Raw genomic sequence first — 26,362 nt, forward strand, 5'->3', positions numbered from 1 at the left:
TTTTGTGATGGATGAGATAGATGTATTTTTGATCAGTCCGTTTTAATCTTCAGAAATGGATGGTCTTCTCCATACTTATAATCCGAACCCCGATTCAGCTCATAGATATAAGCGAACCACTTGCTCATATTCTCCCGTATTTCCCTCATACTTTTCACTTCGCTATGCCCACGCATTTCGAATATCGGCATCTCGCTTCCGTCATATCCGGGATCAGTCTGGTCGCCCATATTTCCTAATGACTCCAGACGCCAAGCGGCGGGTTGGTGTGGGAAGTGTTTTTGGGTAAGAAGATCCTTGCCCTGCGGTATATTTCGAAGCCATTCGCCGGAACTTAGATCCGATAGCACGAACATATCCCTATCGTGATATTTGCACCGATCACCGTATATACCTCTTGCAAAAAACGGATCAGACGGATCGAAATGCGTAATAGATTCAAATGAAGTTTCCATGCCCGTATGTTCGGTAAAATCCTCCCAATCGTCGCGTTCCAGGCCAAAGACGTCATCATTGGAAAGAATTTCCGTTAGGGTATTCCATTCTACCCCGTCGTTTTTAGAAAACCATTCCCTTTCGGCCGGAGGCAATAACGTGAACATTTTGGCGAAATCTGTCCGGGCCAAAAGTTTCGTAAAGGCCTTGGCATAGTTCATTATCCGACGACGGCCGCTTATCAGATAATATACCACCATATTGAAAAAGCCCCGAAAAGTGTCGCTGGGCCTTTCAAAGAGTTCGGGTTTGGTGGTATTCCAATAAATTTCCAACGCTTTATTGGTTACCATACTGGCCTTTCCCATCAAGATTGTACTGGGTCTGTAGCCCCCAGACCTAGCCATTCCTGTCACCAGTCGGCCTGAGTGTTTACGGATTTGAGTATCCGCCGTTTCGTCTTCCGACCCAATCCCGATATCCTTGAAAAAAGGGTAAAGCCGGTCCATCTTTATCCCCATAGTGCTCTGTGGCTGTACGGCCATCCCCACCGAAGCCAAACGTTCTATAACGAAAACCATGGGCATATGCAGAACGCCCAGGCCCGCTTGCGAAAGACACAAAAGATCCGACTTTGGCATACGTGGCCTTAACGTCTCCTCGAAGGTTTCCAAATCCTGAAAAAACAGCATCATCTGCCGAAAACCGTCCTCATTTTCTTCAAAAGGAATGCTGACAATCTCCAGACACGATGAATTCAGGTCCGCCTCTTCGCCTTCCAATGTAAAACGGTCTCCTGACAAAATCTTTTCCCCGATTTTTAACGACCGTACTTTTCCGCCCATATACGGGATTTTCTTATTCACGAAAGTATCCTCGTTAAGGGCCTCAACCACGCACCAATTACTGAACTCAACCTCAAAACCGATTTTACATTGGATTGGAGAGTCGGGAGGCATTTTAGCTATGGCGCGACCTTGGGAAGGATTATCGGCAGAGCGGAATTGTTGGGACTTGTTCTTGAACATAAGTCTGAGCGAACCGACCGCAAGGAATGATATCGTATCAGTCTTTGTGTGGATTATCGGGAGAAGATTCAATAAATGAACCAAAAGAAAATGTATGACCAATTCCCTCTTAGTAAGGAGTGTTTCTTGTTAAATAATTATTTTCAACTTGAATAATATGAAGTATTGATAGCCTTTTTATATTATATTTATTTTCATTTACATTATTAAATCAATATTTTATTTAATATATAGCAGTGTTGCTTTATGATCTTTTGCGAATGGTTCCGTGAAGTAGGATAGATCTTTTCGACAAAAAAATCATTCCTATAGTACCTACACTAAAATATGAACCATATAACCGAAGAAGAATATCTTACGGAAAGGCTTGAAGACCAATTGGCGTGGTATGAGGCTAAAAGCTCCATAAATAAAAAACGGTTTAGGGCATGCCAGCTGACGCAACTTATTCTGGCCGCTTTAATTACCCTATCCGGGGTTTTTCATCCTTTGGGTATGGACTGGCTATCCTATTTAGTTCCCGTTTTAGGTTCTATTATCGCTATTCTATCCGGAGTTTTAAGCCTTTATAAGTTTCAAGAAAATTGGATGGAATACCGTGGTGTTGCGGAACTGCTAAAGCAGGAGAAATACCTGTTTATGGCTAAATGTCCCCCATATAATGGACCTAACCCTTTCGTTGATTTTGTGGAAAATGTTGAGGGGATGATTTCAAAAGAAAATAAAAACTGGACCTACAATCATCAGGAGCAAACAAATAATAATGCTTAAACAGCATAACTAATTCATTTCTCGTAAAACTATCGGAACGCATCCCCACACGGAATCAAAGGACATCAGTCTTTTTTCATAAATATTTACGGCGTTTACGCTGTTCTCTTGACAAAATTCTTAATCAAAATGGCGACTAGAAATAACGAAACGGAATTCGTGCAGGTAGGCTGGTGGGTTCCGGGTTCTTTAAAACCAGGGTGGAACGCCCGTTTTCAGGCGAATTTCAATGATATGTCCATGAAGTTCAACCAACTGGATGTAAAAGCTTTAGTTTCCGGCGGAGGGCATAACGGTGGTCTCGGTTTTTATTTTTCCATGGCCGAATTCGATTTTATACAATTATTGACATTTGGACAATTGGACAACGAGTCGGCCGTAAACGACAGCTATAAGATGGTGACATACGCCGTTTGGATGGCCGCTCAGGGTTGGGCTCATTTTAGTCCTATTCCCATTTCGAGATATAAGGGAATAGAGGACGACAAATTAGAACCGTTAACCTTCGATCCCCAAAAATCCGACGTCAGTCCTTTAGGCTGGTATTTTACTGGAAGCTTTTCCGAAAAATGGAATAATGATATCCAGGGGAATTATGAGAAAGCTCTAGCCAAAAGAAGCGAACTGGGAATCAGGAACCTTTCGCCGTTATATTTTTGCCAAAGTACACTCTACGGTTGCGTGCAAATGGTACAGTCCGATAATCCTTCAGCGGTAGAGAGTTACGCCTCTTGGTTTAGCAAAGAGGGCTTCGGTAGCCTGAGGCCTATTCCGTTTATGGATATCAGTATGTTGAAGAATGCGATAGCCATAAGTCACAAAACTCCCTGATTATATTTTTAAAACTCCATTATCATGTCTGAGCAAACATTAGAAGTAGCAATAGTAGGAGCAGGATGCGCAGGGGCCTATACCGCTTGGCGTTTGGCAAAATCCGGGAAATACGCTCCAGGTACGGTAAAGGTTTTCGATTTCTTGAAAATTGATAACCAAGCACACGTAGGTGGGCGCCTGTTGTCGAAGGAAATGCCGGGACTCGGCTACACCCGCAAAGCCGAACTGGGCGGTATGCGGTTTCTTACCTCGCAGAAAATATTGGTGGGAGTATTGGAAGAATTGGGCTTGGAACACGTACCCTTTGATGTGGATTCCAATCACAACCTTTACGATATGCGCTCCAAAGTAATGAAGGCCACGAAAGTAGCCAGAGAAGCCAAGGACGTATACGATTTGTCGCCACCGGAGCGAGATATGAGCCCCGGAGAACTTCTCCTTTGGGCGGTGGAGACGGTGGTGCCACACGCTCCTTTTTTGGACAGCGAAGGTTGGTTGGAGGCCAAAAAGAATATAAAATTTGACGGCAGAAACCTTTATGACACAGGATTTTGGAATCTGCTACAACGAGTACTTTCCAGCGAAGGGTATGATTACGTTCTCACCGGACAGGGCTATAACACCATTCCGAGCAACTGGAACGCCGCGGACGCCATTGAGTGGATGTTTGAGGATTTCGGTCCGAACGTAAGCTACCGATATGTTCACAAAGGATTCCAGACCGTTCCGAAGACATTGCTGGAAAAAGCGGTGGAAGGAGGCGTGGTATTCGAAGAAAACAGAAAGCTCAAGCGCTGGGAAAAGAACGGTGACGGCACCGTAACCATGACTTTTGAAAACACCGATTCGGGCGAGGAAATCCGGATAAAGGCCAAAAAAATGGTCTTGGCTATGCCGCGTAGGGCACTGGAACTTGTGGATATGCCAAAAGACAATGAGATGGACACGTTCTACAACGAATTGTTGCCGGCGGTGGAACCGCAACCCATGTTCAAATTCTTCCTTGGATACGATTTGCCATGGTGGCGCTCATTGGGGATCAGTTTCGGGCGTACCATTACCGACAATCCACTTCGCCAGATATATTATTGGGGAGTAAACGACCAGAAATTCTTCAAAACCGCTCCGGAAAAGACTGGAAACGTCAAGAACCTACCGGCCAACGGCGTGATCATGATTTACCTCGACGGTCGCGACGTTTCTTTCTGGCAACCGCTCTTCGAGCTGATCTCCATTTACAAAAAGACGCTCAATATCAAGGACGAGAAGCATTTCGGCCTGATGGAATTCTCAGTGGACGAAGTGAAAGCCAAAGTGAAAGAAAAAGTCCGGAGCCTAAAATTGGAACTCGACGCGGCGGAAAAGAAATACGAGGCCGTCAAAGACTTTGGTGCAGAGGGCGAAGACGCCATGATGCTTACGGAAACGGGAATTCTTTTTGCCCGGGCCAAAAGAAACTTCGAGAAAGTGCTCTCCGGCGAATCCAGCGTTGATCAACTTATCGGTACGATATCGGAGCTGATGAGAAGTGCCCACGGACTTCAGTTTATTCCCGATCCGTACGCAATATCTTACGCCGATTGGACCGTAGACCCGTTCGGCGGGGCGTATAACCTCTGGAAGCCTGGATTCCGGTCTTGGGAAGTTACCCAAGAAATGATAAAACCATTCGGAAACGTGGACGCCTACGTGGTCGGGGAGGCCTATTCGCTCAAACAAGGTTGGGTGGAAGGAGCCTTTGAGACCAGCGAGCAAATGCTCGAAAAGTATTTTTCTCTATAACGGAGCGAAAGGGTAAAGAGTCATCGCCCCGTATTCATCACTCAGCACTCTTTTTACCCTTTCCCTATTTCCCATTACTTAATCCCTATACATTGAGTCACGTAAAGATATTTGTCAGCTACAGCCACAAAGACACCGAATACATTGGGAAAGACGGCCTTTTGGGCTTTCTCCGGGGCCTCGAAGTCGGTGGCGACGTCGAGCTTTGGGTCGATGAAAAGCTTACGGGCGGAGATAAGTGGGACGACGTCCTGAAACACCAGATCCAAACCTGCGATATAGGCCTGATCTTCGTAAGCCAAGCGTTTTTGGATTCCCATTATTGCCTAAATATAGAGGTCAGCAGCTTCTTGGATCGTTGTCGCCGCGACGGGATGAAAATCTTCCCGATTATCCTGTCGCCCTGCGAATGGGAACTCCACCCTTGGATTTCGGATTACCAGTGCCTGCCTACCAACGGTGAAACCATTGAGGAAAACTATCTGAATCCGGGCGAACGCAAACGACTTTTTCTGAAGATCAGAAAAGAACTCCGCCACCTGATAGAGCAAGTCAGGGAAGAACGTTTACTGAAGGCCGCCACTCCCTCCGGAGTTCCGGAAGTGAATGCCGAACGTCGGAATGTAACCCTGCTACAACTCAGCCTGGCGGTGGATGCCCATAAGTACGATATGGACCCGGAAGATAAACTGGAATTCTTGCACGAAGCCGCGCCCTTAGTCAAAGAAGTCTATATTAGCGAAGCTGAACTTTACGAAGGTTTTGTGATCAATATGTCTGGCACAGGCCAGATATCCATCTGTTTCGGATACCCGAAAGCCAGCGAACTGGACAGCGTAAAAGCGATACGGACGGCTTTGGGAATTCTGAATTCGGCCGAAAAAATCAGCGACAAGCTGGAAACGGAATGGGATGTTCGCCTAAAGGTAAAAGCTGGCGTACACACCGGCCTGATGATAGGCCGGACAGGATCAGACACACAACATGAACTGGAACAAGGCCTTACAAGCACGGCCGCCCATGCGATAATGAGAGCTTCCTCGGGAAGTGAGATTTTGGTGAGCGAATCGACTTATAGATTAATAAAAAACTTTTTCGAATGCGAAGAGCGCGATTCCGTTTACAACCATGACTCGGGCGAAAAAACAAGATGCTGGGGCGTAACCAAAGACTTGGGAATAAACTCGCGCTTCGAAGCCAGCGCAGCCTCGGGCCTTATACCAATCGTGGGCCGTGATCGGGAGGTAGGTATAATAATGGAGCGCTGGGGAGCGGCTGCGCACGGTAAAGGCCAGATGGTATCTATTACGTCAGAGGCCGGAGTCGGAAAATCCAGACTGACACAGGAAGTCAAAAACCGGATCAGCGCACTGCAAAGCCAACTTTTTTCTTGCCAATTCTCGCCGTTTCATAAGAATTCGTCGCTTTACAGTCTAATCAAGGCTTACCAGAGTTGGTTGGGGATTACCGACACGGATTCAGATGAGGAAAAACTTCGGAAAGTAGAGGCGGTTGTCCGAAACTTCGAATGGAGCGACGACGAGATTATAGCAATTATCGCCAACGTATTCGGGATAAAAACTCCTTATCCCGCACCAGCGCTAAAGCCTAACCACCTGAAAAACCAGGTCTTTGAAATCTTCTTCTCCATTCTGGTAGAAACCGCCCACGAAACCCCTCTGTTAGTCATACTGGAAGATCTCCATTGGATGGACCCGTCCACTATGGAATGGCTTGAATTGGTTTTCAGGGAAATCCCTACCACCAATATAATGGTGATCTGCACCACCCGCCCCGAATTCCATTTGCCCATCGACTGGAACTCGGAGAGTTATTTTCATCCGATGAAATTGCACCGCCTTACCAAGGAGGAGATTTCGGAAATGATTCTGAAAATCACGGACGGAAAATCCATTCCGCTTCAGTTGTTCGACGAAATCTGCCGTAAAACGGAGGGCTATCCGCTGTTTGTGGAAGACCTTACCACTATGGTGTTGGAATCGGATATGTTACTGGAAAACGACGGCGTATATAGCTTAGCCAAACCACTGGAACCGCTCTCGATTCCTGATACTTTGCAGGAATCGCTGATGGCCCGGCTCAACAAACTGGAAGGCGGCAGGCTAGTGGCTCAACTCGGGGCGGTGATCGGCCGTGAATTCTCTTTTGAGCTTATTTGCGAAATCGCCCCGTTGGAAAGGGGAAAGCTACAAAGTGTATTTAACCGGCTGGTGGACGCCGGTATTATGTACAAGCGAGGGCTTCTTTCCCGGGTGGTTTATATTTTCAAACACGCCCTTATTCAGGACGCTCTTTACGAGTCATTGCTCAAGCGAAAGCGTAAGGAATATCACCGGAAAATAGCCAAGGTTATCGAGGACAAATTCCCTCAGGTATGCCAATCGAATCCAGAGATGGTGTCGATACACTTCAGCAAAGCCGGGAATTTCAAAAAGTCCGTCGAATATGGAATCCTTGCTTGTAAAAAGGCCTCCAGCGCCAACGCCAACCTCGAAACCGTGAACCTCAGCCAAAACGTTTTGAAAGACTTGGCCGAATTACCGGAAACCGATGAGCGTAACCAGACCGAAAAGGACATCCTGTTGATGCGCGGGCCTGCGTTATTGGCCGTAAAGGGTTGGTCTTCGCCCGAAATAGGGGAGACCTACACAAGAGCCAAAGACCTTTGCCACTTGGAAAAAAGCCCCGACGAGTTAGTGAAAATAACCCGCGGACTTTGGGGATATTATATGGTTTCTTCCCAATTGGAGAATTCCTTAGAAATAGCGAATGAGCTACTGGCCCTGGGCGACAAATACGACAGTGACAATATCCGATTGGAGGCCCACGCCACACTTTGCGACAGCTATTTCTGGCTGGGAAACTTGGCCGAAGCCGAGAAAAACGCCGAAGCGGGGCTTGCCATCTACAATTTCGACGATCATCACCTCAAGCACGCCAACGCATACGGCGAAGATCCCTCGGGGATTATGTACTGTTATCTGGGAATAATTCAGGGCTTGAAGGGAAAAGACTCAAAGGCCGCCAATACGGTGGGATTTGTAGAGGAAAACCACGAAAAATACACCCACTTATTCAGTCAAGGCTTTTTGATGAACGGAGTGGCCTGGCATTATATGAATCTTCACAAACCGGAACAGACGTTGCTGTGGGGCGAACAGTTGAAAAACCTCTCGGTGAAAGAGGAATTTCCGCCATGGTTGGCATTGGCCAAAACCCACGTAGGTTGGGCGAAAGCCGTTTTGGTTGATGTGGACGAGGGGGTAAAGGAATTGTTGGAGGGCATAGCCGAATGGAACTCCGCCGGGATGGTGGTAAGCACTGGATTTGCCTACGCCATGGTTTGCGACGCTTATATAAAGGCCAAACGCTTTGAGGAAGCGGAAAAATACGCCGACATAGGCATAGCCCATAACAAGAAATACGAGGAGAAGCATTTCTATTCCGAAATACTCCGGTATAAAGCCGAAATACTGGCCCGCAACACCGCTACCCAAAACGAAGCCGATGAGTTTTATCAGCAATCATTGGCCGTAGCGGAAAAACAACAGGCGCCCGTTCTAATACAAAGAACAAAAGACAGTTACGCTTCTTTTTCCTCTTTAAGAAGTGCAACCTGAATCTTAAAATTTCATTTTTTGTTCCTTTCGGAAATTCAAAAATCAAAATGCGCAAAACGGAAACGTTTGCGCATTTTTTGTTTCCCTACTGAAGCGTATATCCATAAAATCGTTTCTCATTCTTTGTATCTTATTAAAACATTGATTGTTTTAATTTAAGGATAGTGAAGATGACCCGAGTTTGGATTTTTTTTATAGCGCTAATTGTCACCACTTCATGCGACGCTCCGCAGGAAAATAAAACGGCTTTCGAAGATCCGCCCGTATGGGCCCGAGAAGCCATTTGGTATCAGATATTTCCGGAACGTTTCGCCAACGGCGATCCCACCAACGACCCGCAACCCGAAGACATGCTGATGGCGTGGCCCGGAGCAGCGCCGGAAGGTTGGAAGATCAGCAATTGGACCAAAGACTGGTACGCCACCGACGAATGGGAAAGCGCCTATACAGATGACTTTTACAGAAGCGTACAACTCCGTCGCTATGGCGGGGATATCCAGGGAATAATCGACAAGCTCGATTATCTTGAGGACTTGGGCATTACGGCCTTATACATCAACCCGATGAACGACGCTCCGTCATTGCATAAATACGACGCGAGAAGTTACCGCCACATCGACCGCAACTTTGGCCCAAACCCAACAAAGGACAAGGCCATAGCCGAAAGCGAGGACCCGACGGATCCCGACACATGGCAATTCACTTCCGCCGACCAACTGTTTCTGAATCTAATCGACAAGGCCCATAAAAAGGGGATGAAAGTCGTGTTGGACTATTCATGGAACCATACCGGTGTTTCTTTTTGGGCTTGGCAAGACGTCTTGAAAAAACAAAAGGCTTCCAAATACGCCAGTTGGTACGAAATAGAGTCGTTTGATAATCCGGAAACGGAAGAGAACGAATTCGCCTACACAGGGTGGGCCGGGGTGGAAACCCTCCCGGAACTCAAAAAAGTGGACGTAGTAAACCGTAAACACGGCCATCCGTACGAAGGGTATATCTACGATCCCGTAAAAGAGCATATTTTCAACGTATCCAAGCGCTGGATGGATCCCAACGGCGACGGAGACACATCCGACGGCGTAGACGGCTACCGCCTTGACGTAGCGGATCAAATACCAATGGGATTTTGGCGTGATTACCGCAAATTTGTCCGGAGCGTTAACCCTGATTTTTATTTGATAGGCGAGATCTGGTGGGAAGAATGGCCGGACCACCTAATGGACCCAAGGCCATATATGCAAGGCGATATTTTCGATGCCGTAATGCATTACCAATGGTACAAGCCCGCCCGGAAATTCTTTGCGCAAACAGCGGAAGGCATGACAGCAAGCGAGTTTGTTCAGGAACTAAAAATGACCCAAAAAGGCATCGCGCCGGCAATGAGCCAAGCGATGATGAACCTTACGGCCAGCCATGACTCTCCAAGGTTCTCAAGCTCTTTATATAATGCGGATCGGCCATACAAAAACGGCGTAAACCCAAGAGACAATAAGGGCTACAAACTGGAGAAACCGGACGCAAGGACCAAGCACCTCCAGAAGATGCTGTTGATGCAACAGTTCACGTTTATCGGATCGCCGCAGATTTGGAACGGTGACGAGCTGGGCATGTGGGGCGCCGACGACCCGGACAACCGTAAGCCGATCATCTGGCCGGAAATGGAATTCGAAACGGAAAAGGAGGCTCCTTTCGGTATAAACAAACCCGCTAATGAAGTACGTGCCGACTTAGAGTTATTGGATTATTATAAGCGTTTGATCAAAATCAGAAAAGAAAACAAAGCGCTCTCATACGGTGAATTGAATTTTCTCAAAACCGATAATAAGAACCTATTTCTAGGCTATCGACGGACTTTGGATAAGGAAGAAGTTCTGGTATTATTCAACAGATCAGAAACCGAACGTTCGCTTTCATTCCCTAAAATAAAAGGGGTATATAAAGACGCCTTTACCGGAGAACAGGTAACTCCGTCTAAAACAGTCAATATTGCTAGGTTAGCAGGCCGAATTTTGATCAAATAAATATATTGAAGTCGAAGGACAGGGCATGTGTGCCCGTCTTTCGGTTTCTTCCACCTGTCCTTAATTTTTTCGACTTTATAGATTTGTTCAAGTATAGCATATATCAGCATTTGTATATTGCGATTATAACCTTGAACAACAATATCAATGAAAAATATCTTCATTATAATCACTCTACTTTTTGCCCTTCTGCCCAACGTAAAGGGACAGTCAATAGATCATAAGAAAATAAAAGAAGATCTGGACGAGATCATTAATGATATCGCCGGAAACTATGTCTACCTGCAGGAGAAGGAAATCGATTTGGGACTTTTACGAAAACGCTATGAGGATCTAATCCCGAATATTAAGAATAAACAAGATGCCATTCTCTTCTTCGAATACTTGATCGATGAGTTTTATGACAGCCACTTGATTCTTCATACCAATACCCCGTCTTCGTACCGCCTGTTTTCGCCGATATATCTTAGCTTAAAAAGTGGAAGGCCTATTATTACCCAGATATGGAAAACTCAGTTAGAAAACCCTGATAATGGATTAATCGGAGCGCAATTAGTAAAAGTAAACGGAACTAGCGTCGGTTCTGTAATAAAGGGATTCCCTACTCAAGTCCAAAACAAAAATAACCCTCAGATAAAGGAATGGATAATCAATAAAATAATTGCCGGCCGATATGATCAGCCTAGATTACTTACTTTAAAAACTCCCAATAATCGAATTATAGAATTTGATCTGGATAAGCTAAAGATTAAAAGCGAAACAGAATTATTAACCGCCAAATTAATAAACGGTGTTGGGGTTATTCGAATAAACGATTCGCTCGGTGAGAATAGACTAATTAGTGCTTTTGATGCTTGTTTGGATACTTTAATGAACACCAAAGGACTAATTTTGGATTTAAGAAATACCGTAAGCGGGGGAAACACTTATGTGGCTCGCGGAATTATGGGTAGGTTTATCGATACACCGGGGCCTTATCAGATACATCGATTTACGGAACAATACGATGACCAACCGCCAGTAGAAAGGCTTTGGGCCGAATACACTAGTCCACGTGGCCTAAAATATACCAAGCCTGTTGTAGTGCTAGTTGGCCGTTGGACAGGAAGTATGGGTGAGGGGTTAACCATTGGGTTAGATGGAATGGGTTGCGTAAAAGTAGTAGGAACAGAAATGGAAAGGTTGGCCGGCGAAGTAAGTGGTTTTTCATTCAAACACAATACTTACGGTTTTCAATTATCAACGGCCAAACTGCTTCATGTAAACGGAACCCCTAGAGAAAAATTCGTCCCGAAATACTATATCAAACAAACCGCTTCAAACCGGGATGAGGCTTTGGAAAAGGGTATGGAATTGATTAGAAAAATCAAATAATGACTCATTCATTTTCATGATTCTCTATGTGCGTTAGACCCTTTATATTATGGTTTTAATTATATTTTAAATACTACGGTGCAATTTTTCTCAAAAACGATCTTAAGGATTAAATCCTATTCCTGATATAGTTTCACACAGCCTATCATGTTCCCCAGTGAGATTATTAATCAGTATCTATCATCAATTACCTCAAACAGGTGGTCTTGTAACCGGATAGATGTTTTTTTAATATAATAGAAGTCCCTCCCTATATACGATCCCATTCCGACATATTGGAATTACTTGCAATTGGCTGTTATTGTATGCTCTTCATCACACACTAGTTTTTTACTTATTAAACGAATTTTAACGCTTATCGCAAGGGCAATAGTTGCTTCCTGTCTTTTCACCTCATTTTTAGGATGTAACCGAAAGAAAAATCCTCCGAATATAATTCTGGTAATGACCGACGACCAAGGCTACGGCGATATTTCCGCACACGGTAGCCCAGACGTCATAACCCCGAACATGGACAAACTGAAAACGCAAAGCACTAGTTTTGAGGATTTTCACGTCAGCCCTACTTCCGCTCCCACACGTTCGGCTATCCTTACGGGAAGACACCCGTTCAAAAACGGAATCACTCATACTATTTTGGAAAGGGAACGTATGGCCTTGGGCGTGACAACACTGCCTGAAGTTCTTAAAAAAGGAAATTACACGACCGGAATTTTCGGGAAATGGCATTTGGGCGACGAAGACGAATACCAACCGGAAAACCGTGGTTTTGACGAAGTATTTATTCATGGTGGCGGCGGAATAGGGCAGTCGTACCCGGGCTCTTGCGCCGACGCTCCGGAAAACAAGTACTTCGATCCGGCGATAAAACATAACGGGGTTTTTGAAAAAACATCCGGATTCTGCACCGATATTTTCTTTTCTCAAGCCCTTTCTTGGATAAAGGAAAAATCAAACGAAGACAAACCGTTCTTCGCCTACATCCCTACCAACGCTCCCCACGGACCGTTTATCGCCCCCGAAAAATACAAAGAGAAGTTTATCAGGCAAGGGTATCCAAAAAAAGCCCAAGGTTTTTACGGAATGATCGAAAACGTGGACCATAACCTGGGTATACTGATGTCTAAGCTCGACGAATGGAATCTTTCTGATAATACGATTCTGATTTTTATGTCGGACAACGGAAAGACTTGGGGCGGATATAACGAAGTACACGGCAAGACGTATAACGCTGGACTAAAAGGCTTCAAGGGAAGCGCCCATGAGGGAGGCACAAAGGTTCCGTTTTTCATCAAATGGCCGGAAAACTTCGAAGCCGGAAAGAAAATAGACCTTCTTTTTAACCATTACGATATTCTGCCTACGCTTGCGGAAGTTGCCGATATCGATATATCGGATATTCCCGAATTGGATGGCAAAAGCTTTTTGCCTTTCCTTACCGGGAAAAAAACCGAAGCCAAAGACCGCTACCGCTTTGTGCACGGTGGCAGGTGGCCGCTGAATCCAGCCCTTAAAGCCGGACAAGAAGTTGATAAGCGCTGGTTGGGCACGGAAGAAAGTTCGAACCCGGAAAACTCCAAATTTAAAAACTGCGCAATCCGGAATGAGCGCTACCGGCTGATCAACAACAAAGAACTGTACGATATCACCAAAGACCCGGGCCAGACGACCAACATTATCGAAAAACACCCGGAAGTAGTATCCAAAATGAGGGAAGCTTACGATAATTGGTGGACTAACGTTCGGCCGTTTATGGTAAACGAGAGCGCTCCGTTATCCAGCGAAAAACCTTTTCCGGACGCATATAACAAGCAAAAAGAATCGACGGGTATCAAGACTTGGACCGCCCCGGATTTGGATTAATATTGCGGTAAAAACAACATATATAGAGGCGGGGAGTGTTCCGTTTCTATACCCTGAAACCTCTTTTCCACTCGGCGGTTGGAGTATATAGTCCCAAAAACCATGTTCTCCACCCCGAAAACGTCTTCCGTAAAACCGCCTGTTCCACATGCCGGCGCCACTGGGTTGGGCAAAGCGCCTCCGCCACCGGTCCAGTGTATCCTGACAGCCGAAGGGCTGAAGCAGGGACTCGCCTCCCCCGACAAAGTTCCGGAACGGGTATATGAGCTTTTGGTAGAAATCCACGCCCTAGATTCAAAAGCGGAAGACGCAAAGACCAAAGGAGAGTACAAAAAAGATAACCGCAAGGAATCGCTGGGCAGACGGCTGGATTTACTGGAAGAACTGGAAATGGCGATGCTGGAATTACCCCTCAGCAAGCTCCCGTCCAGTGAGAAAGACAACCGAAAACTCAGTCACCTTTTTGTCGAAGTAAGCTCCGAACGCCGGAAAACACAGAAATCATACGACTGTTATCTGCAAAAAGGGCTCTTTGATGATTTCCCTTATCGCTTCGAAAACGGCGGAACTTATTCTTCGGGAATCAACGAAGCATGGCCATTTATATGCAGGAATTTTCCGGATATAATAGGCAAAATTCCCGAAGAGGTGGAGAAACAATTTTTTTTGGAAGATGAGAAGGTAGCTCCCGAAAGTCTGGATGCTGAAAAACTGCTTTATTTTGTCCAAGCCAAAGACGGAAATACTCTCCTGACCTTAGGCGAAGGCCAGGAAGAGTATTGGCATTTCGCTCCAAACTATTTGCTTTTGCTTTGGCAAATGACACAAAAACTCCTCCCGCCGAAAGCGCTGGAAGGGGAAAAGCCAAGCTTTATAACTGCTTTGGCAGGAAGACCTAGTTTGGATCTGGACAACAATCCCTTTTTCGAAGACCAGGGCCTGAATACTTCTACCGAATACGAACCCTCTTCCACAGAATCGGAGCCCGAGCTTCCATTTGATCTGCAAGGGGAATGGTTTCCCGTAAAACCAGCCGAACCCCTTCCGGGCTTTCCTATATTTTGCGCCACCCACGATGCCGACCTGACCCACACACCGGATTCGCTTGCGAAAGTGGATACGCCCCGGCTAATACATTTTCAGGGAGGTCACAGAAACTATTCTTTCGGAGCCGATGGCGAAACCTTATTCAAGTGGTTCCGAAAAGGCTATGACTCCATAGAAATCCAACGGATGATGTTGGCTCAGCAATTACTGAACATCATCGGAAAGAATTCCTTTGCACCCCGTTGGAGCGTATTGCGCCACGATGGGAAATCGTGGCCCGCGCTCAGGGAACGCATGCGCCAACTCCCCGCCGAATACGACCGAAAGATGTCCGTAGAGTTGGGATTTGGCGAAGACGAGCTGAAAGACTTCGACGTAATGGAAATGATAAACCGGAAGGAGAGGGCGAAAGCGGACGCCCCCGACCTTCCCGAGGTGTCGGAAGGTGGCCAAGATTTCGATTTGTGGTTTTTGGGACACAAGCACGAGAGCTTTCAGGTAAGGCTACGCGAACACGAATGGCCTCATTTTAACGACCTTCGGGAAGCGTTCAATATGAAAAGCGTGGCCAACGAAGGCGCTGTCGGTTTATTAGGCCAGCAAGGTTCCGCCTATTTGGGCGAACCCGCCACGCCTACACCCCAAAGAGGGTTTATTTCGGACATCTGGTTTTGGTTTGCGCAAGGCGAGGCCATGATGCAATCCATACTAATGGGCAATATGCGTTACCAACTCCTGCCATACTCGCACCTAGGGCAGGCCGACAAGCATGAAAGAGTATTATTGCCAAACGGCATGGTGAAGGCCTACAAACAGCCTGAATCCGGGAGGGTATCGCTTTTCAACGACGGCGCGCGGATTTCGGAAACGGGGTATCAGCATTTCGCCAAAAGGATTCTTTTCAAAAATCTGGCAGATATGCCCGACTCTCACCTCTCGGCTGACGAGGTAATACGGGTTATCGCCAATTATATTTTCAAGCTCCTGACTTTGTCTTCTTCCGACCTTACTTATCCGGCCGGCCCGAAGCATTACCAAATGGACCACGGTATCAGTTGCTGCTCCGATATCGCGGGATATACCGCACAAATAAACGGAATGCTGGCCTGCCTGCTCAGTATATACGACAAAGGCTCCGAGTGCCTGGGGTTCGCCGATAGTATGGGCCAGGAATTCGAGAAGGAACGTTTCGCTTTCCACAGACTGGTACAGGTAGTGGTAAGGATTGTAGACCATTTCGGACCAGACACATTACGTAAACTGATGGCCAGAAGGCTCGAAAAAATTGAATCCGAAAACGCGTTTGGAAGTTCTTCGTGGGGGTCCATGCTTTTGTGTCAGGGCAACCACTATAGCCAGTTCAATTTCGAGCTTTCCACCAGCATTATCCGTACTCAAGTGGGCGGAAAAGCCTATCTGTTGGTAACGGGATTGTTGCTTGGCGACATTTACTCCCGTATGGTAAAGGCGATAGAGGATTACGGTGATATAGAAGGCATAATAATCGGGCATATTACCGGAACCCGAGACCTTTTCGAGACCGAACGATTGGGGACTTATGTTTATCAGAAAGGAATAAAAGTGTATCTGCCATCCGGACATATCGCCATCTCCGGAGGCGTTGACATGTTTGTATCCGGCAACCCGTCGGTCATTCTATATCCGGAAGGCGCCACTCTCGACAAAATAACCAAACTGGGCGTACATTCTTGGAAAAACCGGACCACAGGCATGCAAGGACACGGACTCCCGAAAAACCATCCAAAACACGAACAGCATATCAAATTCAACGAAAGCGTGGGTATGAGCAGGGAAGAGGCCGAGAAGTTTTATTTCTTTAATATGGAAACCCCGCCCGAAAGGATCCATTATATGACCGAAGAAGAAATCCGACGTTTCGGAATAGCGGATATCCGTCCACAAAAACCCGACGAACCGTTTAGCGCGAGCATTGCCTAAAGGGTTCAAAAAGAAAAATAAAATCGTGCCGTTAGAACTACCATTTAAGCGGTTTTTCCAGATACTCCAACCTTCCGAGCAGATCAAAATGCTCACCGTATTCGTGGGGCATACCATGGTTAAAAGCGTAAACGAAGCGGAAAACTTTTAACGCAGTCCTTCTCCAATTTGGCATTGTAAGGGGATGCTCAGCCTGTCTTAGTTCCAAAATCACCTTCTTTTTGCCGTCTTCCGCATCGAATTTGTCGCCTAAAGCGCCGACCGAACCCACCATACCACCACTTTTAGGCTCTGGAAAATGTTCTCTCGTAAGCAGATCTTTCCCTCTCGCAATATTCACAATCCAGTCATGCCTTGTCAAATGGCTCATCGATTCCATATCCGGATCATCCCTAAGGTGGAAAATTCCATGCGAATACAGTGGCTCCGACAACTCTCCACTGGAAAGAAAATCCTCAAACTGAAAAATCGAAAGCCAGAGATCTTCCTTTTCAAGGCGTTCTTTATCAGGCAATAGCTTAAACACCGAGGCGAAATCGTTGCGCATCAATATAGAAAGCACCGACTTTGGCGAAGCGTATGCTTCTCTCTTTGTCACCAGAATATAAAAATACATCAGAGAGATAAGCCCTTTGGCTTGACCGCTAAACTGAAACTCCTTTTGCGCCCGGTCCGCCAGCAAAAGCGCATACCTAAGCCTTGCCGAATTCGATTCGCTTTCTTCCTGGTAAACGTTGCCCTCCTCTATACCGAACAGCGCTTTTCTAGCTCCCGATCTTTTATTTCTCAGTAATTCGTCCTCATCAGGATGGGCCACCGCCATTAAGTCAAAAAACTTCCACAACTTATCCGCATCAATGCCAATACTGGCCTGCATATTACAATAGGGCTGATTTACCCTGGCCTGAAAAATTGTCTCCTTGCCTATATCAGTAAGGGTTCCATGGTGCGCGATACTATGAATCGAGACGATATCATCGACATACCTTCCGCCCGTCAGATGGGCCAGCAGGTACTCCATATCCTTGAGCGTGGTACACATTCTCTCAAATCCCGCCCGGCTCTCTTCAAAAGGCTCCGTCACGACTTCCAGATAAGGCAACCTAATGTCTTCCATTCTATCCACCTGAAGCTCATAGCCATTCGCCTTCAGCAATACGTCACCAGCCCTAAAAGCGGGTTCGGTAAATTTTTCGGGAAACCAAAAATCGCCGTCATTGGACTCTTCGAATTGCTTATAATTTCTAAACGCATACAAGCGGGGAGCTTCAAACTCAAACCCTACTTTACGTTGAACACAATGGCCGGAACCCACAGCCGGAGGAAGTTTACTCACCGAGTTTCTTGAAGAGGAACTGTTATTTCCTCTTCTACAAACCCTATGTTTGGTAGGGTAAACTTCTTTCATGCTTTTTAAGGGAGTTTGTGCTATCGAATCCTTAGACAAATTCTATGCGCCCGTTTTTCGTACCATTCCCAAAGCGTAAAAATCAGGATTTCCAATCGAAAAAATCTAAAGAAAACCTTATCGTAATGTGGCAGGGCATGTCACAGATCCTCATATTCCTGCTCGATCTCTTTGCCCATCATTCTCCTTTCTACACCCAGCTGTTGCTCTCTATTAAACTGTTTCTCCGTGGCTTTTAATACCTGCCGTTCCTTGCCCAACATATCCTGTACAAAGGCTTTTTCCAGCACTTTTACGGGCTCCGCTTCACTAGGGCCTCGGTCCTCCATCTCCACTTCCTCTTCTCCGTCCGAAACGACCGATGGTTTAGGAATGGCGGTTTCCTTTGGCTTTTCTTCTTTTGGCATAGGCAAAGCCATAGCCTCAAAGCCTGGCAAAAGTGTCCCCAATTCCGGAATCGCTTCCTCAAAATCCTCCCTGATTACCACCATGCTGTCGTCACGATACGGCGTCACTTCTATATTCCGATAAGGGTGAAACAAATCAATACCGTGCGTGTCCAGTAGCTGGATAAACACCCGCATGGCTTTTTCCCGGCTTGCAGGACGTTTTTGGCTCAATTCGGCCAACGCTCTGGACCTGATTCCCATAAAGCTTTTTCGGTCAGAACCGTATAGTTTGTCATAACGGTCATAATGGTCCATCCACTCCACCACTTGTCCGGATACGCCTTGGCCAGTTAATTTTTCGCTCATGGCATGTAGCTTCCTAAGCTCGGCTTTATCCACATGTTCTTGTCCATACTCCCTTTGCGCCCATTGTAGCTGAAGTTTTTGGTACAAGGCCTCCATCGATTTCCAATCATTCTTTTTGGAATCAAACCACGGCGGGTTGGCTTTATGTCTGGAAACACTCGTAGACACCCGATCCAGAAAACGACCGACACTGGCCAACATCGGCGGATCCATTTCCCAAACATTCTGAAAATAGGAATCCTGACTCCAACTGACTCCCGGGCCAAAACGTTCTGTAAGCGCCAAACACTCGTCAGAGAAGAATCGTGGGTGAGCTTCCGCATACTCTTTTACATATTGCTTAATTCGTTCAAAACCTTCAGGACTAACAACCCGCAACACAATAGTGTCAGTACGGGTAGCGAGGTTACAAGTAGGCGATATGGCCATAGATTTCACGCTGATATCCCCAATCACCTCAGGGTTATCGAGCAAAGGCAATAACGCTTCTGCTACCGTATACACATGAGGGGCGTTGACATTCAGATAGATATCATATTTATAAGGAACCGCCTGTTCCTCAAGCACTGGGCCGGCGCCTTTGGCTCCTTTTTCAGATTCCAAACGCCCATAAATATTCAAAAAATAATTTCGAAAATGACTAAAGTCGCGTATACCCGCCAATTCTCTATGATAATAAAAATATGTCTTCCGGTCTTCGCAAGCTAATCTTAAATTCCGATCGGAAGGACGTTGCTGGAACAAGGCCACCAAACGCTTGGCCAAGTCTATTTCCTGTGCTTGACTAAAGCTAGGTTTCTTATTTCTAACTTTTGTATAATAAGAATAGAGGTTTTTCTGCAAGGTATTATATGGCTCCGTAAACCTTGAGTTTCTGCGGAATTTCCCGTCCCAACATTCCTCAAACATATCCATCAGCATCCGGAAAGAATGGTCTGGCTCTTCCAATAAAAAGACATTCGCGCTCACCCAAAAATTCTCGTCCACTCCCAAGGCGTAAGCCTTATACCACTTTACCGCTGCTTCGCCCACACCTTCGGTATAACCTGTCTGATCGTCGATTAGGATTGATCGGCCGTCGGTCAAGTGCACTTTTAGGTTAGGGATCATTCGTCCTCCCTCAAACTTATACCCGTGCGTATGCTTCCGAAGCTTAGCGTGCTGAAACGTCGCCTGAATCACTCCGGAAGGAGGCATCTTCGCCACACCTTCACGCTGATTTCGGGTATTTTGCCGGGGTTGAAACGTACGCTCCTGAAACATGTAAAAAGGGAAATGTCGCTGGCACAAATATTTATTTTCGGCCCAACATATTTAACACGCAATATTCCCGGATGTTCCTCCAATCTTTGGTAAACAAAGTAGTCGCTGTTCACCCCAGAATCTCAAAAGCATTATTTTATCCCTACTCCATTCCAATCATACTCCATATATTCGGCGGTTCCCTTGGCTATTTCTTCCCCGCACAAATGCTCGACGATATGAAATGACAAATCAATCCCGGCAGAAATACCTCCGGAAGTATAAATATTACCGGCTTTCACAAAACGTAAATCTTTTTTGGGAAAACCGGTCGGAACGATCTCCGCCATTTGCTCATACACCTCATGATGGGTACAATATTGCTTACCGTCTAGCAATCCTAAAGTCCCCAGCAACCTCGCTCCCGAACAGATACTGAGTGTCAATTCGGCAACATCATGCGTACGTTTCACCCAATCAAGAGTCTTCGTATCATTTATTACACTCCGGGTACCGGATCCACCCGATATAACAAGAATATCCAAGTCAGGACAATTGTCAAAACCGTATTTGGGATTAACCGACAAACCATTTACCGCAGAAACCGGATCGGTGGTTTTGGCAATGGTAAACACGTTAAACAATTCATAACCATTCAATTCCGAAGTAACGGAAAACACCTCGAAAGGACCGCAAAAGTCCAACACTTCCGCTTCGTCAAATATTAGAATACCGATATTTTTTTTCATATTGCTATAAATTAGGAAGATAACAAACAACAGGACACAGGCTCATTTACATAATCCCACCAACTCCAGCATAAGATCACAACACAATAATTAAAAAGCGAGAGTACATAACAATTTGTGTCCAATTCAATAAAAGTGTGAACCGAACTGATTGTCTTGGCCAAACGTCTCGCTGATTCTCAAATGGTTTTAACGAACCAACACTACGCACAACACATAACTGACTATGAGAAAAGTACTACCATCCCTCCTGACCGTTGTAGCCTTATTATCATTTTGTGCAGACACATACGGGCAAACCGAAATACGCTTTGACCGCTGGTATTTCAACGATGCCAACGGGAGACCGAAGATTATCCGAATATCCAACGACACGGAGATGAATAATGCGGCGATCCTCTCGTTCATAAAAAACGAACAAGGGAAAATCCATTTGGTCTACAGCGCCCATTCATTGAAAAACTCTAAACAGAAGAGCCACAAAATCACCTTCAGTGCCGGTAGCTTTGTCCACACACTTGACTTCAAGCCATGGCTAGCAATGGAACTAATCTCCGATACCTCGGATACTGAAGCGGTGGCCCAACTTTTCAAAAGTTTCGATATGGTTTTCGTATCTATTAACGACGGAAAGAAAAGACACTTTGACAATACAAAATTCAATAAGAATTATAAAAAATTATTGAAGGCCAAAGCTGAAAAATAAAGAAGTGTTTATAGTGTCTTCCGAAGCTCTTAAAGCCCAAGAATAAAACTGCCCCAGCTCTGTGAAATACACAAAACTGGGGCAGACCAAAAGTAATCGTCAATGAAAACGGGAACAGAGGCTCAATAAAACACCTTACTTTACCAGATACTTACTCCAGAAAGCTTTTCTATTGTCAATATATTTTGTTCCGCAATGCCCCTCGTTACCAAGCGGATCCGGAGTCTTCACATTAAAGCCTTTTTCCTTGTAATATTTAATGCCCTTTTCGATAGAAGGAGTAACGAAATCGCCGGTACCGTAATCGAAATACAGAGGAAGTTTATCACGTTCTGTGGTCATCGTAGCTGGGTCCCATTCAAAATTTGAATCGTTTGGTCTTGTGGCACCACAAGCCATATGCACAGGTCCTTGGAATTCGCCACCCAAAGTAGGAACCAGCTCGTCAGCCAAGTACCACCCGCCACCGGACGCACCCGAGAACAGGACTTTATCTTTAGGCAAACCAAATTGGTCCGTAAACGCATGTAGAATCTCCCTTACGCCGTTGGCGCAGTTCTTCTTGGCCCAACTGTGTATCGGGCCCATGGTCTTTGAGTCTTTCCAAGCGTCGGCACTCATCGCCATCAAAAGCAGATTATGCTTTTTGGCGAATTCCATGTTATAGGAAACTCCTGCACCCATAGCGCTACCACCATCTCCATGGAAAAGTACGGCCAATTGTTTGGGGGAAGTACCGTCGGAACGGCGCGAATAAACCACCTCTATACCGGCCAGTTTAGTCTTACAGACCATCATTCCGTCCACGTGAGTTTTCAACTGTTCTTCGCAAGTGATTTGACCTACCGCCGGACGCACATAGGGAGTGCCCTGCATGTATTCTTGCCAAAAAGTAAGACGATTGGTATATGCGTTATTCTCGCAACGCCCCGGATCTTTCTTCGGCGTTACCTTAAAGCCTTTCTGGGTATAAGCGTTATCTATCTTTTCTTTCGACAAACCGATAAGGGCAGGGTAACTGGCGCCATAATCAAAGAATAAGGCAAACTTGTTTACAAGCTCAGCTTTTTGTGTCGGGTCCCAAGCGAAAGAGGCTACACTTGGCTGATATATTCCGCTTGGTAAATGAAACGCCCCCTGAAACACGTCTCCAAAAGCAGGAATAAACTTATCGGTCAGGTAATGTCCACCTTCATCCACGCCCGAAAACAGGATATTGTCGCTAGGCAGATCGTAAGCTTCCAATACGTCTTCCAACGCTTCTTTTACCCGCTCGTGGTTTTTGACTTTTTTCCAATTCTTCTCCTCTGGATCAGATATAGCTATCAGCAGAAGATCGTTTTCGTCAGCGAAGTCCAAACCTCCGCCTAAACCGCGACGCAACTGATCGGCCTGAAGATCTTTATCAGGGAACAAAACCGCCAGTCTGGTAGGCTTGCCCGACGACGGTTCTACAAATACCACGTTAAGACCAGCGATATTCGTAGAGCATATAGTCTTCGTAATGTTGCTGTAAGTTTCCAGTTTCTTGGTGCAGGGAAGCCCGTCAGGGTTGGCGCCACCTCCGTTGTTTCCCGTTCCGTCAGGGTTTATATTTTTAATCGTTACGGTCATGGCCTTCTTTTCGCCAACCACAACGGCCTTTTCCTCCGGCCCAACGGACAACTCCAAAGCCACGGTCTCGTTTTCTTCGTTCTTGTCGTCCTTCGTTGGTTTAATATCAAAAGAGGCTTTCCATTCGCCTTCTACAATATCCAGCGTCACTTTCCCTTCGCTCGCTTCCGGGATTGTCGTATAATCCTCGCCGTACTTTGCGGTACCGTCCAACGCAATCTCCACCGTAGCGTTTGTATTCAGTTTATTGTCGCAAGTCAACAAAACGCTGAAAGCCCCACTGGTTTCTTTCAGCGATGTCTCCGTTATGGAAAAACTAACAACTGGCGTAGTCGCTTTGTCTTCCGAATCGTCCTTTTCGCAAGCCATTAACGCACAGGCGAAGAACAGGGGAAAGAGTAATTTCTTTATCATACCTGAAAAATCAATAATATGAATTTTTTTCGAATCTATTGATTTGATAAAGAATACTCAAAGTTTATATCAATAACTGTACATTTAATTTTTTTAATTAAAATAGCACATTGAATATTTATATTTTCAAACAATAAACATTTGTTTCTGTACTTGATTGACGTGAATTCATAACCTCATAGGCTAAATTCTGCTTCTTTTAAGTATAATTAAGCTCGTTTTCTTTTCATTTTTACTATTCCTAAGTCTTTTAGAGAGGCTGTATTCTGTTTTTTCAAAAAGTCATAAATCTTATGATATGCGCAGTTAAATATAAATATTTACATTGTTGATAAATAAAAGATGGCTTTACAAGCTTGCCGATGAAAATATTATGATTGTATTAATCGAATAAGCTATAATGAGATTACCCTCTCATAGTAAGTGGCATTACTTTCACTTTTTACTTTCTATTCCCTGACTTCTAGCCTTCTCAGCTTTTTCTTGCGGACAGGCTTGTCCCAATACTTCGCTTAGCGTTTTCCTTGCCCGAGTCAACTCAGTGATTTTTCGGTCAATCGCCTCAAGTTTTTTTCTAACCAAATCTTTCTGAGAATCGGCATCAAGCGTTCCCGCATCCAACATTTCCAAAACCTCTCCGCATTCGTTAAGCGTAAAACCCAAGCCCTTCATCAGTAATATTAGTTTTACCCGGTCCACGCATCCTTCGCCATATTCCTTATAGTTGTTATATTCGTTTGGCCGGCTTACATTCTTGAGCAAACCCATTTTTTCATACAGCCTAATCGTGTCTCTGGATACGCCCGTCTCTTTAGCTATTTGCCCTATTCTCATCTTTCCTTGAAATAAAGTGAAGAAAATACTTGACCGTTGACCGTGGTCCATGGTTTATATTTGCTTTCGAACAATACAAATTAAACGGCAAAGGGACAAGGCCCCGCCACCAAACAATAGAAAACACATAAAGCAAACCAGATGAGAAATCCCAAATCAACAACTGTATTAACGGCCATATTCGTCCTTTTACTCACGCTCCCGACAGTGGCCCAAACGATAGACTCCAAGAAATCTAGAATAGAGTTTTCCGTATCGAATATGGGTTTCCGTACCGTAGAGGGCACTATGCGGGGTATGCGAGGCACCGTACGTTTTGATCCGGACAATATCCAGAACGCCTCTTTCAATGTGTGCGTAGATCCCGCCACAGTAGACACCGACAACAATACCCGGGACAAACACTTGAGGGGTAAGAAATTCTTCGAAGTAGAAAAACACCCTACAATATGTTTTACATCGGAAAAAATAAAGAGAACAGATAATGGGTTAGTAGCCAGTGGAAAACTCACCATGCACGGTATAACGAAAGCGGTGAAAATACCTTTCCAACATAAGGGCAAGACCCTCACCGGAACAATTAAGATACTAAGAAGCGACTACAAATTAGGCCCCTCCGGCGGAATGATGGTAGGCAAAACCGTGACGGTAAAAATCATTTGTGTCGGGAATTGAATTTGGGTATTTGGAGGTATCAGGTCTTAGGTATTAAGTAAAATAAATCCATCCCTGATACCAAATACTATTTCCCTGAATTAACCAACATCGAAATGAAAAAAGCATATAGAATCACCTACATAAAAGTGAAACCGGGACGCGAAAAAGACTTTGGGGAACTTAGGAAGATACACGAGGAAGAGCTGAACCGATGCAAAAGCCTGATTTACGGAAGATTGTTCAAATCGTTCTTTTCATTTCCGCAAAGTAAAGCCCGCAACGCTTATGTTGAACTCAACGAATGGTCATCAGAAGCCACAATGCGGGAAGGCGAACGGACTGTCAAAAGCGCTATTGGTTATGAGGAATACACGGACACGTTTGAGGTGGAAGCCAGCTTCAGGATGATTCCGCAAGGCGAAAACGAAATCAACCTTAGCCAGATGATTCAGGAAGGATACGCCATAGAATTCGCGTCTCGACAGATAAAACCCGCCAAACGGAAGGTTTACCCGGAACGCCGAGCTGGTTTTATGCGCTTTATCAAACGCCAGCCGGGCTTCGTGTTCGATCAGGAGTTCAGCTCTCTCGACGAAGATATTGACATCTTGGTTTTCGCTTGGAAATCGGTGGAAGATTTCCGTAACGCCGGAAATAAAGTAAAACGCTCATTCGGGCAACTCTTCAAGACCATTCGCTATTTCGGCCTTATAAAACAAAAAGCCTTTCAGGTTGGTACAGTGTATAATTCCAAATAGGGGAGTAGGAAAATTATGGTATTACGTATCTAGCTTCAAACCTTGGTTACTTCATGCGTAATACCATAATTGATTCTGACCCATTTTTTTTCGCTACGATTTAGGTTAATTTTTTCATGTAGTCTTTATTGGTTTCCTTCATCTTAAGTTTCCTATTACTCAGAAACCTAGTCAAATTCATCCAAAACAATAGATACAGATATCGAATAACACTTTTTTATAAAAAATAAACAGGTCAAAATAGTACAACCAAGGGCTTTATTACAGATTAATCATTAACAAGATTTATTCTAAACTACAATCATCTAAACCTTCTGTTTTTGAGGGACTAACCCTGTTTTTACCGCTTCTATCCACGTCGATAAAATATCACTTCACAGGAAATATATTGCTTAAATATGGCTTTTTATTACCTCAAATGAGAGCTATCATATTACATTATTGACTATAGGGAAGTGAGGATATGA

At 45.2% G+C, this 26,362-nt stretch carries 17 protein-coding genes; 11 read left to right on the top strand and 6 right to left on the bottom strand.

Features of this window, described 5'->3' with window-relative positions:
• Positions 1-32 precede the first annotated feature (32 nt).
• Positions 33-1,463 (bottom strand): hypothetical protein, encoded by a 1,431-nt coding sequence (locus AABK39_RS24455; protein WP_338395830.1) that lies wholly within the window; start codon positions 1,461-1,463, stop codon positions 33-35.
• Between the two features lie 327 nt (positions 1,464-1,790).
• Between AABK39_RS24455 and AABK39_RS24460 the strand changes: the two genes are divergently transcribed.
• From AABK39_RS24460 to AABK39_RS24495, 8 genes are all read left to right on the top strand, one after another.
• A complete protein-coding gene (locus AABK39_RS24460; protein WP_338395831.1) occupies positions 1,791-2,234 on the top strand; it encodes a DUF4231 domain-containing protein in 444 nt (147 codons plus the stop codon).
• A 129-nt stretch (positions 2,235-2,363) separates the two neighbouring features.
• Complete coding sequence (locus AABK39_RS24465) at positions 2,364-3,065, top strand: hypothetical protein (RefSeq protein ID WP_338395832.1); 702 nt, start codon at positions 2,364-2,366, stop codon at positions 3,063-3,065.
• A 24-nt stretch (positions 3,066-3,089) separates the two neighbouring features.
• The gene (locus tag AABK39_RS24470) at positions 3,090-4,850 is read left to right on the top strand and encodes a flavin monoamine oxidase family protein (protein ID WP_338395833.1); all 1,761 of its coding nucleotides are present in this window, start codon (positions 3,090-3,092) and stop codon (positions 4,848-4,850) included.
• 92 nt (positions 4,851-4,942) lie between these two features.
• Positions 4,943-8,491, top strand: a complete 3,549-nt coding sequence (locus AABK39_RS24475; protein ID WP_338395834.1) for an AAA family ATPase — start codon at positions 4,943-4,945, stop codon at positions 8,489-8,491.
• 170 nt (positions 8,492-8,661) lie between these two features.
• Entirely contained in the window at positions 8,662-10,515 is a 1,854-nt protein-coding gene (locus tag AABK39_RS24480; RefSeq protein ID WP_338395835.1) for a glycoside hydrolase family 13 protein, read from the top strand.
• Between the two features lie 147 nt (positions 10,516-10,662).
• Positions 10,663-11,889 (top strand): S41 family peptidase, encoded by a 1,227-nt coding sequence (locus AABK39_RS24485; protein WP_338395836.1) that lies wholly within the window; start codon positions 10,663-10,665, stop codon positions 11,887-11,889.
• A 291-nt stretch (positions 11,890-12,180) separates the two neighbouring features.
• The gene (locus AABK39_RS24490; protein ID WP_338395837.1) at positions 12,181-13,752 is read left to right on the top strand and encodes an arylsulfatase; all 1,572 of its coding nucleotides are present in this window, start codon (positions 12,181-12,183) and stop codon (positions 13,750-13,752) included.
• A gap of 102 nt (positions 13,753-13,854) precedes the next feature.
• The gene (locus tag AABK39_RS24495) at positions 13,855-16,758 is read left to right on the top strand and encodes a hypothetical protein (protein ID WP_338395838.1); all 2,904 of its coding nucleotides are present in this window, start codon (positions 13,855-13,857) and stop codon (positions 16,756-16,758) included.
• Positions 16,759-16,795: 37 nt separating this feature from the next.
• On the opposite strand, the gene AABK39_RS24500 is transcribed toward AABK39_RS24495, so the two are convergent.
• From AABK39_RS24500 to AABK39_RS24510, 3 genes are all read right to left on the bottom strand, one after another.
• Positions 16,796-18,166, bottom strand: a complete 1,371-nt coding sequence (locus tag AABK39_RS24500; protein WP_338395839.1) for a hypothetical protein — start codon at positions 18,164-18,166, stop codon at positions 16,796-16,798.
• Between the two features lie 140 nt (positions 18,167-18,306).
• Positions 18,307-20,184 carry a hypothetical protein gene (locus AABK39_RS24505; RefSeq protein WP_338395840.1) on the bottom strand — a complete coding sequence of 626 codons (1,878 nt, stop codon included), beginning with the start codon at positions 20,182-20,184 and terminating at the stop codon, positions 18,307-18,309.
• A gap of 131 nt (positions 20,185-20,315) precedes the next feature.
• The gene (locus tag AABK39_RS24510; RefSeq protein ID WP_338395841.1) at positions 20,316-20,912 is read right to left on the bottom strand and encodes a DJ-1/PfpI family protein; all 597 of its coding nucleotides are present in this window, start codon (positions 20,910-20,912) and stop codon (positions 20,316-20,318) included.
• A gap of 226 nt (positions 20,913-21,138) precedes the next feature.
• Between AABK39_RS24510 and AABK39_RS24515 the strand changes: the two genes are divergently transcribed.
• Positions 21,139-21,618: a hypothetical protein gene (locus AABK39_RS24515; RefSeq protein WP_338395842.1), complete on the top strand. Its 480-nt coding sequence runs from the start codon at positions 21,139-21,141 to the stop codon at positions 21,616-21,618.
• Between the two features lie 135 nt (positions 21,619-21,753).
• On the opposite strand, the gene AABK39_RS24520 is transcribed toward AABK39_RS24515, so the two are convergent.
• Both AABK39_RS24520 and AABK39_RS24525 read right to left on the bottom strand, forming a co-directional pair.
• Complete coding sequence (locus AABK39_RS24520) at positions 21,754-23,646, bottom strand: Calx-beta domain-containing protein (RefSeq protein WP_338395843.1); 1,893 nt, start codon at positions 23,644-23,646, stop codon at positions 21,754-21,756.
• A 435-nt stretch (positions 23,647-24,081) separates the two neighbouring features.
• Positions 24,082-24,480 carry a MerR family DNA-binding protein gene (locus tag AABK39_RS24525; protein ID WP_338395844.1) on the bottom strand — a complete coding sequence of 133 codons (399 nt, stop codon included), beginning with the start codon at positions 24,478-24,480 and terminating at the stop codon, positions 24,082-24,084.
• A gap of 141 nt (positions 24,481-24,621) precedes the next feature.
• Between AABK39_RS24525 and AABK39_RS24530 the strand changes: the two genes are divergently transcribed.
• The gene (locus AABK39_RS24530) at positions 24,622-25,155 is read left to right on the top strand and encodes a YceI family protein (RefSeq protein WP_338395845.1); all 534 of its coding nucleotides are present in this window, start codon (positions 24,622-24,624) and stop codon (positions 25,153-25,155) included.
• Between the two features lie 95 nt (positions 25,156-25,250).
• Positions 25,251-25,895, top strand: a complete 645-nt coding sequence (locus AABK39_RS24535) for a hypothetical protein (protein WP_338395846.1) — start codon at positions 25,251-25,253, stop codon at positions 25,893-25,895.
• Positions 25,896-26,362 lie beyond the last annotated feature (467 nt).

Origin of the sequence: Fulvitalea axinellae, from assembly GCF_036492835.1 — a bacterium.
Lineage (GTDB): Bacteria > Bacteroidota > Bacteroidia > Cytophagales > Cyclobacteriaceae > Fulvitalea > Fulvitalea axinellae.

Excerpts from the sequence above, each read along its gene's own strand:
- AABK39_RS24495 (WP_338395838.1), top strand. The coding sequence starts at position 13,855 with ATGTTCTCCACCCCGAAAACGTCTTCCGTAAAACCGCCTGTTCCACAT.
- AABK39_RS24510 (WP_338395841.1), bottom strand. The coding sequence starts at position 20,912 with ATGAAAAAAAATATCGGTATTCTAATATTTGACGAAGCGGAAGTGTTG.
- AABK39_RS24455 (WP_338395830.1), bottom strand. The coding sequence starts at position 1,463 with ATGTTCAAGAACAAGTCCCAACAATTCCGCTCTGCCGATAATCCTTCC.
- AABK39_RS24525 (WP_338395844.1), bottom strand. The coding sequence starts at position 24,480 with ATGAGAATAGGGCAAATAGCTAAAGAGACGGGCGTATCCAGAGACACG.
- AABK39_RS24465 (WP_338395832.1), top strand. The coding sequence starts at position 2,364 with ATGGCGACTAGAAATAACGAAACGGAATTCGTGCAGGTAGGCTGGTGG.
- AABK39_RS24485 (WP_338395836.1), top strand. The coding sequence starts at position 10,663 with ATGAAAAATATCTTCATTATAATCACTCTACTTTTTGCCCTTCTGCCC.
- AABK39_RS24520 (WP_338395843.1), bottom strand. The coding sequence starts at position 23,646 with ATGATAAAGAAATTACTCTTTCCCCTGTTCTTCGCCTGTGCGTTAATG.
- AABK39_RS24530 (WP_338395845.1), top strand. The coding sequence starts at position 24,622 with ATGAGAAATCCCAAATCAACAACTGTATTAACGGCCATATTCGTCCTT.
- AABK39_RS24515 (WP_338395842.1), top strand. The coding sequence starts at position 21,139 with ATGAGAAAAGTACTACCATCCCTCCTGACCGTTGTAGCCTTATTATCA.
- AABK39_RS24500 (WP_338395839.1), bottom strand. The coding sequence starts at position 18,166 with ATGAAAGAAGTTTACCCTACCAAACATAGGGTTTGTAGAAGAGGAAAT.
- AABK39_RS24470 (WP_338395833.1), top strand. The coding sequence starts at position 3,090 with ATGTCTGAGCAAACATTAGAAGTAGCAATAGTAGGAGCAGGATGCGCA.
- AABK39_RS24505 (WP_338395840.1), bottom strand. The coding sequence starts at position 20,184 with ATGTTTCAGGAGCGTACGTTTCAACCCCGGCAAAATACCCGAAATCAG.
- AABK39_RS24460 (WP_338395831.1), top strand. The coding sequence starts at position 1,791 with ATGAACCATATAACCGAAGAAGAATATCTTACGGAAAGGCTTGAAGAC.
- AABK39_RS24480 (WP_338395835.1), top strand. The coding sequence starts at position 8,662 with ATGACCCGAGTTTGGATTTTTTTTATAGCGCTAATTGTCACCACTTCA.
- AABK39_RS24535 (WP_338395846.1), top strand. The coding sequence starts at position 25,251 with ATGAAAAAAGCATATAGAATCACCTACATAAAAGTGAAACCGGGACGC.